Source organism: Streptomyces sp. 3N207 (assembly GCF_052246355.1).
GTDB lineage: Bacteria > Actinomycetota > Actinomycetes > Streptomycetales > Streptomycetaceae > Streptomyces.
Map to the genome: position 1 here is coordinate 228,494 of NZ_JBQQBV010000005.1, position 11,542 is coordinate 240,035.

The window sequence follows — 11,542 nt, forward strand, 5'->3', positions numbered from 1 at the left end:
GGGAGGGACGGGATCAGGCGAGGGCGCCGTCGAGTTCCAGTGCGCGCGCGACCTGGGTGAGGGAGCGGCTTTGCTGCTGTTCGTAGAGCGCGAAGGGATCGAGCACCTCGCGTCCGACGGCGCCGGAGAGCCACTCGGCGTCGTAGGCCGCACCCTCCTGCGCGTTGTCGCGGGTGCCCTCCGAGCTGAGGTTGGACTGGAAGATGCCGGCGGCCGAGCGGGGCAGGAAGTCTTCGTAGACGACGGGCTCGGCCCGCACCCACCCCCGCCGCAGCAGTTCGCCGATATCGGCCGGCGGAGGGTTGCCGTGGCGGGGCCGGTCGGCAGCCACCTGGTAGGTGAAGTACGCCAGCCCCTGTACGGCCAGCTCCTCTTCGGTGTCGGGCATGTGCTCCTCCCACACGCTGCGGGCGACGGCGCCGCGACCCTCTCCGGGCGCCTGCGCGCTCAGCTGGTCGACGAGGCCGAGCAACGTGTCGTACCGTGCGCGGCCTTCGCGGGTGAGGGCGATGCCGCGTGCCTCGACCTCGCCGAACCGGACGCGCAGCGCGCCGCTGACGACACTGCCGTCCGGGGTGCGCATCGCGCGGGGCTCGGCCAGGGCCCGGAAGGACGTCTGCCGCAGCAGGACGTCCGGCCCCCGCCAGGCCGGCGGGCCCTGGATGGTGTCGATCATCTCGATGCCGCGCTCGGTCATCCGGCGGTAGAGCTCGTCGATGTCCAGGACGCGCGGAGTGAGGTGGTTGATGTGCGTGCTGCGTACGCCGCCGATGTCCGCGGCGACCGCGGAGATCCGCTCCAGGGTCCCGTACCAGGCCCGGTCGACCGGTTCGCCGGACAGCTCGAAGGCTCCGACGGCGAGCTGGAGGAAGCGCTCGGCGTCCTCCAGGGACAGCTCCTGCTCCGCTGCGGCGCGGTCGGCCAGCGTGAGCAGCTCCGGCGGGAAGAGTTCACGGCCGGCCAGGAAGGTCTCCAGCCGGGCGCGCAGGTCCGGGTCGAAGAAGCGGGGGTCGGCCGGGGTGAGCATGGAGGTGAAGACGCGGAAGGGGTTGCGTGCCAGCTCCTCGCCGTCGACCGGCCGGAAAGCGGTGGAGACGACGGGGACGGCGCTGGCGGCGGCCTCGCGCAGATCGTAGAAGCCGACCGGATGCATGCCGAGGGCAGCGAAGATCCGGGCGACCTGCCGCAGCTCCTGCGGTGTGCCGACGCGGATGGCGCCATGACGCTCGGCCGTCACCCTGCCGATGGACCCCAGGCGCTCGGCGTCGGCGCCGCGGGCCCGCAGGACGTCCTCGTTGACCTCGCGGGAGACGTCCACGAGCGTGGTGTAGGCGGGCACTTCCTGCCCGTACATCTCCGAGAGCCGCGCGGCGAAGGCGGCCCGTAGCTGCCATTGGCTGAGCGTTGACATGGTTCGGCCTTTCGCTTCGAGGGTCACGCTTTCCTTCGGGGTGGCGCTTTCGCTTCGATGTGCTCGCGGCTTCACACCACATGGGCTTCTGGACGGATCTCGGCACCGGTGCGGAACCGGTCGGCGCCGAGCGGGGTGATGTCCGCGAACGGGCGGCGTTCCAGGTAGAGGTCGCGCATGATTTCGCCCACCGCGGGTGCCTGGAGGAAGCCGTGACCGGAGAACCCCGTGGCGTACAGGAAGTTGCCGAGCTCCCCGGAGCGGCCGATCAGCGCGTTGTGGTCCGGCGTGTTCTCGTACAGCCCGGCCCATCCGGCGACGGTCTCCATACCGGCCAGCGCGGGGGCGCGGCGGCGGACGGCGGCGCGGAACAGCTCCAGCCACTCCGGGGTCCAGGCGGTGTCGAAGCCCTCCTCCTGCGCGGGGTCGGCCAGCCCGAACAGCAGGCCGTCGTCGCTGTTGTGGAAATAGGCGCTCGAGGAGAAGTCGATGGTGAAGGGGATACGGGGCGCGGGCGGCACGAGCGGCGTGGTGAAGGCCAGTTGCCGGCGCACCGGCCGTACGGGAAGGCTGACGCCGGCCATGTCGCCGATCTGCCGGGACCACGCGCCTGCCGTACAGACGACGGCGCCGCAGGTGATGGACCCGTGACTGGTGTGCACCCGGGTCACCCGAGAGCCGGCCGTGTCGATACCGGTGACCTCGGTGTGCTCGGCAATGGTGACGCCTGCCTGGGCTGCGGCCCTCGCATATCCCTGCACGACCAGTCCCGGGCGGGCGTGGCCGTCGGCCGGTGAGTACGCGGCGGCCACGAGACCGTCGGTGCTGAGGTAGGGGCACAGCCGTTGTGCCTCGGCCGGGTCGATCATGCGGCTGGGCACATCGAGACCGTTCTGGATGCTGACACTGGTCGCGAAGTCCGCCGCCTGGTCCTCGCTGGTGAGCAGGAAGAGGTAGCCGACGGTGTCGAGCCGGATGTCGGCTCCCGGGCGGGCGGCGAAGTTCTGGTAGGCGTGCAGGCTGCGGCGGCCCAGCTCGATGTTGAGCGGGTCCGAGAACTGGGCGCGTACGCCGCCGATCGGTTTGCCCGAGCTGCCGCAGCCCAGGTCGCCCCGCTCCAGGACGACGATGTTCCGTACTCCGGCCTCGGCGAGGTGGAAGGCGGTGCTGGCACCCATCACGCCGCCACCGATGATGACGACATCGGCGGAGTGCGGAACGGTGCGGTAAGCGGAGGAGGGCATGAGGCCGATCCCTTCCAACGGCCGGCGACGGGGCGGGCGATGAGGCGGGCCCGGCCCGGGCACGGCGTGGCTGTCAGTGCGTGGCGGAGCTGATCAGCTGGCTGTCCCACATCGTGCAGCAGCCCAACCGTTGACGTCTATGAACAGTTTCTGCGCACTTTTGTTTACGATGCCTATATGGAATGGACGAGTGCCCAACTCCGCTCGCTGGTCGAGCTGACCCGCCGGGGGACCGTCACCGCGGTGGCGCAGGCCCTGGGGTACACCCCCGGCGGGGTGTCGCAGCAGATTGCCGCGCTGGAGAAGTCCACGGGCATGGAGCTGCTGCGGCGGGTGGGGCGCCGGGTCGAATTGACCGACGCGGGCATGACGCTCGCCCGGCACGCCGAGCGCATCCTTGCCACGGAGGCCGAGGCCGTCGAGGCGTTGGAGCGCACCCGCACCGAGGTCTCCGGGACGCTGCGGGTCGGGCTCTTCACCACGGCCGCCGCCGAGATCCTCCCGCCGGCGCTGCGGCGTGCCCGGGAGAAGCACCCCGGCCTGACCGTGCGCAGCCGGGACATGGACGTGGACGATGTGTACGACGCGGTGGCCGGCGGTGCGGTGGATCTGGCCCTGGGGCTGGACTATCCGGACGTGCCCATTCCGCGTGACCCGTCCCTGTGTGTGATGCCGTTGTCCCGGGAGCGGTTCTCCCTTGCGGTCCCGGCGGGCGCCATGGCCGGCCGTAAGACGGTCTCCCTCACGGAGGCGGGAGAGCTGGGGTGGATCCTGCCGTCGGCCAACAGCTACTACGGCCGCGCCGTGCTCACCGTCTGCCGCCGGGCCGGCTTCGAACCCCTGGTGCTGCACGAGGTGACCGACACGGCTGCGACCCTGGCCCTGGTCGAGACCGGCGTGGGGGTGAGCGTGGTGACGGACCTGATGCTGCGCCTGCGTGCCTCACGTATCGATGTCATCGGGCTGCGCGAAACGATGGAGCGCCACATCGTGGTCGTCTTCCGGTCCTTCGCGCAGCACCGTCCCACGGTGGCGGCTCTGGTGGAGGTGCTGCGTTCAGGGGCCGGCGACCGAGACGGCGAGGAGCAGGCTCAGCATTCCTTGCCCTGAGGGGCGGAAGTTGTCGCGCTGCTACGTCTTCCCGGGCGGCAGGCGCTGAGCGAGGGTTTCCGGCCAGTGGTGACCCACGCCACGGCGGCGGCCCTTCGTGTCGCCGTTGCCTCCCATGGAGCGAGCGAGCGATGTCCACCAAGCACCCCTCGAAGCCTGGCCTTCCCCTGTTGCTGGGGAAGGGACCCCGGGGAATCTTCAGACGAACCCTTCCCTCCGAGCAGCCCACAGGTGAGCGCATGGTGCGCACCCTCGGGCTGACCCAGCTGACGATGATCGGCGTCGGCGCCATCATCGGGGCCGGCATCTTCAGCCTGGCGGCGGCCGTCGCCAGGGACACCGCGGGCCCCGCGGTACTGATCTCGTTCCTGGTCGCCGGGGCCGCGTCGCTGTGCGCTGCCTTCGCCTACGCCGAGTTCGCCGGCATGGTCCCCAAGGCCGGCTCCTCCTACACCTACTGCGCCGCGGTCCTCGGGGAGGTCGTGGGCTGGATCGTGGGCTGGGACCTGTTGCTGGAGTACACCGCGATCGTTGCGGTCGTCGCGATCGGCATGTCCGGCTACCTCGACTTTCTGCTGAACGCCGTCGGCCTCCATCTGCCGACCTGGGCACTGGGTGCCCCCGGCACCGGGGACGGCCACCGGATCGACCTGCTGGCGGTCGTGATCTGCCTGGCCGTCGCCTGGCTGCTGACCCGAGGGACCCGCACTTCGGCCCGGGTGGAGACGGTGCTCACCATCATCAAGATCGCCATCGTGCTGCTGGTGATCGTGGTCGGCTTCACCAAGATCAACACCGGTAATCTGCACCCCTTCGCACCGTTCGGGCTCGGCGGCGCTTTCACCGGTGCGGCCACCGTCTTCTTCGCCGTCTTCGGCTATGACGCGCTGAGCACCGCCGCCGAGGAGTCGGTCGAGGCCCGCCGCAAACTGCCGAAGGCCATGATGCTGTCGCTTGGCATCTCCATGGCGCTCTACGTTCTCGTCTGCATCGTGCTCACCGGACTCCAGCACTACAGCGAGCTCAACCCCAAGAGCGGCATCTCCAGCGCCCTGGCGAGCGTGGGGCTGAGCGGGCTGGCCAACGTCGTCGCGGTCGGCGCTGTCGTCGGCATCGTCACGGTGACGTTCTCCTTCATGATGGGCGCCTCGCGTCTGTGGTACGCCCTCAGCCGCGACGGACTGATGCCGGCCTGGTTCGGTGCCATCCACCCCAAGCGCAAGGTTCCGCACCGTGCCACCTGGATCATCGGAGCCGTCTCCGCGCTGCTCGCGGGCGTGCTGCCGATCAACGCCGTGGCCGAACTGACCAACATCGGCGTACTGCTGGCCTTCATGGTGGTGTGCGCGTCCGTGCTGATACTGCGCTACCGGAAACCCCACCTCAAGCGCGGGTTCCGCTGCCCCGGAATGCCGGTGGTCCCCGTCCTCGGCATCCTCTTCTCCGTCTGGCTGATGTCGTTCCTGCAGTGGGACACCTGGGTGCGACTGGGAGCCTGGCTCCTGGTCGGTCTCGTCATCTACGCCGCTTACGGCTACCGGCGCACCCGCCAGGTGATGCCCGGGGATTCGGTGGACCTGGACGCCCTCGACGACATGTCCGACTCCGCGGAACCGACTTCTCCCGGACCGGCCCCCACGCCGACCCCGTGACGCGCCCCGAAGGGGCGCGGGGAACCGCTCGCACGGCTACGACGTACCCGCAGTCTGCATCGGGGAGACGGGGGCAGCCCCTTCTCAGCAAGACCCGCGGGACACGGCTCAGGTGGCACCGTCCTGCACGGGGTGCACAAACGGCTCCCCCTCAGGCACCGCGCTCCGCAAAGACCGCAGCATCCCACCGAGCAGCGGATTGCTGTTCTCGCTGCGATGGAGCGCCAGCACCCGCCGGAACGCCGAGCGCTGGGTGAGCCGGGTGGCCTCGACCGTCTTGTCGGGGGCGTGCCCGAGCGCGGGCACGACCGCCACCCCGAGGCCGGTGGAGACCAACTCCCGTACGACGTCGTAGTTGTTGCTGCGGAAGGCGACCGACACCTCGAAGCCGGCCGCCGCGCACAGCCGAACGACGGTGAGCGCCCCGGCCGTGCCTTCCCTGCTGGTGATCCACCGGGCCCGGGACAGCCCGGCCAGGCGACTGCTCAAGCCGCTGTCCCGGGCCCGGAGAAGAACGAGATCCTCCTGCAGCAGAGCGTGGCAGCTCAGGCCCTCGGGCCACTGCCGGGGGACGAGGCCGTACTCGTACACCAACGCCACATCCAGCTCACCGTCGTTGAGCGCGGCCACGAGTTCGTCCGGCTCTCCCTCCTCCAGCTGGATCTGCGCCCGTGGGTGCGTCCTGGCCAGTTCTGAGAGCGCGGCGGGCACCAGCCGGACACCGGCGGTGGGGAAACTGCCCAGCCTCAGCCGGCCGGTGGCACCGGTGGCGAGCTGCTGCACCTGGTGGTCCAGGTCATCCAGGGCGGCCAGCACCGGGACGCTGAGATCCACCAGCCGGTGAGCCGCCGAAGTCGCCCGGACCCCGTGCGCCTCCCGTTCGAACAACGTCAGCCCCGTCTCCTTCTCCAGCGCCGAGATCTGCTGCGAGATCGCGGAGGCGGTGTAGCCCAGCTCCCGGGCGGCGACGACGAACGAGCCGCTGCGGACGACGGCCCGCAGGGTGAGCAGATGTGAAGGCTTGAGCAACGGGTCCTCCTGGGGCGACGGATGTGAGCGCGCGATGGGACGGCGACGTGGCACCAGGGTAAGCACTCAGGTTAAGCATTCCTTCGTCTCGGCGCTCATTTCTTTCGTGCTGCTGGGTCTTGTGGCTCGCCCGGTGGACGCAGATCGTGGCGGGGGACGGGTCGAACACGACCGTGGAGCGAGAAGGAGCGACCGCAGTGACCGCAGTGCCCGCGACAGCGCAACTCCCGGACCCTTCCGACGCGGAAACTGTCACCGAGGCGCTCGGCCGGGGCAACTGCGGGGAAGTGCACGGCGATACGGGGAGCCGTGCCGCGTACTCGGCCGACGCGTCCAACTACCGGCAGATCCCGCTGGCCGTGGTCTTCCCCCGCGAGCGGCAGCATGTGCTCAACACCCTCGCCGTCTGCCGCCGCCTGGGCGTACCCATCACCTCCCGGGGCGCGGGTACCAGCACCTCGGGCCAGGCCGTCGGCTCCGGGGTGGTCATCGATTTCTCCCGTTACTTCAACCGCCTGCTCGCACTGGACCCGGCCGACCGCACAGCCACGGTGCAGCCGGGCATCGTCCTGGACGACCTCCAGCGGGCCGCTGCCCGGCACGGGCTGCTGTTCGGCGCCGACCCGTCCACCCACAGCCGCTGCACGCTGGGCGGGATGATCGGCAACAACGCGTGCGGTTCGCACTCCGTGGCCTGGGGACGCACCGCGGAGAACGTCGTGGAGCTGGAGGTGGTCACCTACCGGGGCACGGTCCTGCGCCTGGGCGAGATGACGCGGGCCGAGATCGACGAGGCCGTCGCCGCCGGCGGCGAACGGGGAGCGCTCATCGCATCCCTGCACCGGCTGGCCGAGAGCAACCTGGCGACGTTGCGTACGGAGCTCGGGCGCTTCCCCCGGCAGGTGTCCGGCTACGCCCTGGAACAGCTGCTGCCGGAGCGCCGCTTCAACCTCGCCAGGGCGCTGGTCGGCAGCGAAGGGACCCTCGCGGTCATCCTCTCCGCCACGGTCCGCCTCGTGGCGCCCCCGCCCGCCCGGGCCCTGGTCGTGCTCGGCTACAGGGACGCCTGTGCCGCAGCCGACGCGGTCCCCGGCCTCCTCGAGCACCGGCTGCTGGCCCTGGAAGGGCTGGACCAGGCCCTGACCGACATCGTCACCAGGCCCGAGACCCGGCAGGCGATCGACACCCTGCCCCGCGCCCGGGCCTGGCTGTTCGCCGAACTCGGCGGCACGGAGGACGGACTGCCCGCACACGCCGCGGCACTCACCTCGGCAGCGGGCCGCAGCGCCGGCTTCACCAGCAGCGAAGTCGTCACCGACCCGGCGCGGGCCCGGCAACTGTGGCGGATCCGCGAGGACGGCGCCGGCCTGGCCACGCGGCTGCCCGGGGGAGCCGAAGCCTGGCCCGGCTGGGAGGACGCCGCCGTACCGCCCGAACAACTGGGCTCCTACCTGCGCCGGTTCACCGACCTCCTCCAGCAGCACCGGCTGCAAGGAGCCGTCTACGGCCACTTCGGCGAGGGCTGCCTGCACGTACGCATCAACTTCGACCTCGCCACCGAGCACGGCACCGCCGTCTTCCGCTCCTTTGTCACCGACGCCGCGAAACTCGTCGCCGCTCACGGTGGCTCACTTTCGGGAGAACACGGTGACGGACAGGCACGCTCGGAGTTGCTGCCGCTGATGTACAAGCCCGCCGTCATCGCGCTGTTCGAGCAGTTCAAGGCCGCATGGGACCCCGACAACGGACTGAACCCCGGAATGATCGTCGATCCGCTGCCCCTCGACGGCAACCTGCGCGTCAGCCCGCACCGCACGCCCTTGCCGCTGACCACCGTCTTCCCGTTCCTTGCCGATGACGGCGACTTCGCCAAGGCCACCCGCAGATGCGTCGGCGTCGGCAGATGCCGTACGGCCACGCCTGGTGGCGGCGGCGTGATGTGCCCCAGCTACCGCGTCACCGGGAACGAGAAGGACTCCACCCGGGGCCGTGCCCGGCTGCTGTACGAAATGACGCAGGGCGAAGTGATCACCGACGGGTGGCGGTCCACCGAGGTACGTGACGCGCTCGATCTGTGCCTGTCCTGCAAGGGGTGCAGCAGCGACTGCCCGGTGGGCGTGGACATGGCCACCTACAAGTCGGAGTTCCTGCACCACCACTACCGGCGGCGCCTGCGCCCCGCCTCCCACTACTCCATGGGCTGGCTGCCGCTGCTCTCCCGCGCAGCCGCACGCGTGCCCCGGCTGGTCAACGCGGTGACCGCGTCCCGTCTGGCACCGGCGGTCAAACGCCTCGGCGGCATCGCCGCCGAGCGGGAGGTTCCGCGCTTCGCCGACCGGACCTTCCTCTCCTGGTTCCGCACGCGTTCCGCCCGGGGCGACGGCCACCGCGGGCCCGTCGTGCTGTGGGTGGACTCCTTCAACAACCACTTCACCCCCGAGGTACTCAAAGCCGGCGTCGAGGTACTGGAGCAGGCCGGCTACACCGTCCAGGTTCCCGACGGCACCCAGTGCTGCGGGCTGACCTGGATCACCACCGGGCAGCTCGGCGTGGCCCGTCGGATCGCCCGCCGCACCGTCACCGCGCTCGCCCCTCTCACCCGCGCCGGGATCCCTGTCGTAGGTCTGGAACCCAGCTGCACCGCGGCACTGCGGACGGACCTGCCCGAACTCCTCGACGGCAACGCGGCGGCGCGGACCCTCGCACAGAGCACCCGCACCCTCTCCGAACTCCTCGTCCACCACACCCCCGGCTGGCAACCACCCCGCATCGAGGCCCAAGCCATCAGTCAGACCCACTGCCACCAGCACGCGACCAGCGGCTTCGGCGCCGACAGCACCCTGCTCGCGGCCATGGGAGTCAGCAACAGCGTCCTGGACTCCGGCTGCTGCGGCCTCGCAGGCAACTTCGGCTTCGAACGCGGCCATTACGACGTATCGGTCGCGGCCGGTGAAGAGGTCCTCCTGCCCGCCGTGCGCGCCGCTGCGGCGGACACCGTCGTGCTGGCCGACGGCTTCAGCTGCCGCACCCAGATCGCCCAGCAGACCGAGCGCAGCGGCACCCATCTCGCGCAACTGATGGCCCGCGCCCTGCCCACCCGTTCCTGAATCCCTCCCGAGAGACAAGGATCCGCACCGTGACCGACGCCCTCTCCCTCGTCGACGACTGGGGACCCGAAAAGATCGTCGTCGTCTCCCACCGGCGCACCGGCATGAAAGGCGTGCTGGTCATCGACAACACGGCGCGCGGAGTGGGCAAGGGCGGCACCCGTATGGGGCCGAACGTCTCCGTGGGCGAGATCGCCCGGCTGGCCCGGGTCATGACCTGGAAGTGGGCCGGGGTCGATCTCTTCTACGGGGGCGCCAAAGCGGGCATCGTCGCGGACCCTGCCTCTCCCGACAAGGAAGCCGTCCTGCGGGCCTTCGCACGTGCCCTGTCCAACGAGGTGCCGCGCGAATACGTCATGGGGCTCGACATGGGACTGACCGAGGACGACGCTGCCGTCATCCAGGACGAACTCGGCGACCGCGGCGCCGCGGTCGGCACCCCAGGACACCTCGGCGGGGTCGCCTACGACAAGCTCGGAGTGACCGGCTACGGAGTCGCCGAGGCAGCGGACGCCGCAGCCGGGCACCTCGAACTGCCCCTCAACGGCTCCCGGGTGGCCGTACAGGGCTTCGGAGCCGTCGGCCATGCCGCCGCGCTGCGCTTCGCGGAGCTCGGTGCCACGATCGTCGCCGTCTCCACCGCCCGGGGTGCCCTCCACGACCCCAGCGGACTCGATGTGCACGCGCTGCGGGCCGCGCGCGAAGAACACGGCGACGCTTTCGTCACCCGACACCACCAGGGCACCCTTCTGCCGCCCGGCCAGGAACTCACCGTCGACTGCGACGTCCTGGTGCCGGCAGCGCTCCAGGACGTCATCGACGAGGCAACGGCCCACCGGATCAAGGCCAAGCTCGTGGTGGAGGGCGCCAATCTGCCCACCTCGCCCCAGGCGCAGACCGTCCTCGCCGAGCGCGGCATCACCGTCGTACCGGACTTCATCGCCAACGCGGGCGGCGTCGTCGCAGCCGCCTTCGCCATGGACGCCCGCTACTCCGGCTTCCGCCCCGAGAGCGCCGCCATCTTCGAAACGGTCTCCCAGCGGCTCCGCGCAAATGCCCTGGCCGTCCTCGAAGCCGCTCGGCACGGTGCTACCACGCCTCACCTCGCCGGCCGCCGCCTCGCCGAGGAACGCGTCGCCGCCGCGATGCGCAGCAAGGGCCGCCTCGGCCGGCGGTGACTCCCGCGCTACCGTGCAGAGCCGGCCGTAGTCGTTGCCGAACGCCGCAAGGAGCCGATCCTGTGCCCGATCTGCAGCAGGGGCGCGCGGCGCTTCAGCCGGGGTGAAGGAGCGGTGGGATGCGGCCAGGCGACGGTACGGGGCTCGGTGACGAGAAGCAGCCAGGGTTCACCCTGCCGCGGGGAGCGACCGGATTCTTCAGCCCGCAGGACGGGCCGCTCCCCGAGATGGAACTCCGCACCCTCCGCACCGGGTTGTACGCAGCCGCCCGCGCCGCCGGAGGGAAGGTGGGCGAGCTGGAGGAACGTGTCTACCCTCGGACGTTCCACACAGCGGCGCTCGTCGACGACACAGGCGAGCACATCCTTCTGTGTCACGCCCACCATCCCTACATCGCATTCGTACGGGAACGCCGGCACTGGTACACCGAGGAGTTCCTTACCCCTCCGCCCTGGGCTCGCGCCTTCGAGCAAGCGGGGTTCGTGGTACTCGGTCGTGAGCAACTCGGTATGCCCCTCACGGATGTCGACACCTCGGTGCTGAGCCAGGGCGAGTGGCGGGAGATCCGCTTCTACGGCGTCACCACGCTGGGCGGGGTGCTCTTCAACGCCTGGGACTGACTTCCAGAGCGCGCTTACCGGTCACGCCTTCGCGGCCCACGCGACGGACGCACTGCCACTGCGCAAACTCTTCCGTAAGTTTCAGCAAGCTGTTACGTTCCGTTCCGCGCCGTACGCAGCACACCGTCAAGTCACCGATGGCGCCCCGGAAACCGCCCGCGAAACAGCCTCGCCAGTGAAGGAGCTCACGC

At 70.5% G+C, this 11,542-nt stretch carries 8 protein-coding genes; 5 read left to right on the forward strand and 3 right to left on the reverse strand.

The genetic code is table 11. The annotated features are described in order from the left end of the window. Positions 1-13: 13 nt before the first annotated feature. Together hglS and ACTWP9_RS10620 are read right to left on the reverse strand one after the other, a co-directional pair. Positions 14-1,411 (reverse strand): 2-oxoadipate dioxygenase/decarboxylase, encoded by a 1,398-nt coding sequence (gene hglS, locus ACTWP9_RS10615; protein WP_443245787.1) that lies wholly within the window; start codon positions 1,409-1,411, stop codon positions 14-16. Between the two features lie 71 nt (positions 1,412-1,482). Then, the gene (locus ACTWP9_RS10620) at positions 1,483-2,655 is read right to left on the reverse strand and encodes an NAD(P)/FAD-dependent oxidoreductase (RefSeq protein WP_443245788.1); all 1,173 of its coding nucleotides are present in this window, start codon (positions 2,653-2,655) and stop codon (positions 1,483-1,485) included. Between the two features lie 177 nt (positions 2,656-2,832). Between ACTWP9_RS10620 and ACTWP9_RS10625 the strand changes: the two genes are divergently transcribed. Both ACTWP9_RS10625 and ACTWP9_RS10630 read left to right on the forward strand, forming a co-directional pair. Then, positions 2,833-3,765 (forward strand): LysR substrate-binding domain-containing protein, encoded by a 933-nt coding sequence (locus tag ACTWP9_RS10625; protein ID WP_443245789.1) that lies wholly within the window; start codon positions 2,833-2,835, stop codon positions 3,763-3,765. A 239-nt stretch (positions 3,766-4,004) separates the two neighbouring features. Further along, positions 4,005-5,417, forward strand: coding sequence for an amino acid permease (locus ACTWP9_RS10630; RefSeq protein WP_443245790.1), 1,413 nt, complete (start codon positions 4,005-4,007; stop codon positions 5,415-5,417). A gap of 108 nt (positions 5,418-5,525) precedes the next feature. Here the strand turns inward: ACTWP9_RS10630 and ACTWP9_RS10635 are convergent, their stop codons facing one another. Further along, complete coding sequence (locus ACTWP9_RS10635; RefSeq protein WP_443245791.1) at positions 5,526-6,446, reverse strand: LysR substrate-binding domain-containing protein; 921 nt, start codon at positions 6,444-6,446, stop codon at positions 5,526-5,528. Positions 6,447-6,652: 206 nt separating this feature from the next. Between ACTWP9_RS10635 and ACTWP9_RS10640 the strand changes: the two genes are divergently transcribed. From ACTWP9_RS10640 to ACTWP9_RS10650, 3 genes are all read left to right on the forward strand, one after another. Beyond that, positions 6,653-9,553 (forward strand): FAD-binding and (Fe-S)-binding domain-containing protein, encoded by a 2,901-nt coding sequence (locus ACTWP9_RS10640; RefSeq protein ID WP_443245953.1) that lies wholly within the window; start codon positions 6,653-6,655, stop codon positions 9,551-9,553. 29 nt (positions 9,554-9,582) lie between these two features. Next, positions 9,583-10,731, forward strand: coding sequence for a Glu/Leu/Phe/Val family dehydrogenase (locus tag ACTWP9_RS10645; RefSeq protein ID WP_443245792.1), 1,149 nt, complete (start codon positions 9,583-9,585; stop codon positions 10,729-10,731). A gap of 119 nt (positions 10,732-10,850) precedes the next feature. Beyond that, positions 10,851-11,351, forward strand: coding sequence for a hypothetical protein (locus tag ACTWP9_RS10650; protein ID WP_443245793.1), 501 nt, complete (start codon positions 10,851-10,853; stop codon positions 11,349-11,351). The last annotated feature ends 191 nt before the right edge of the window (positions 11,352-11,542 follow it).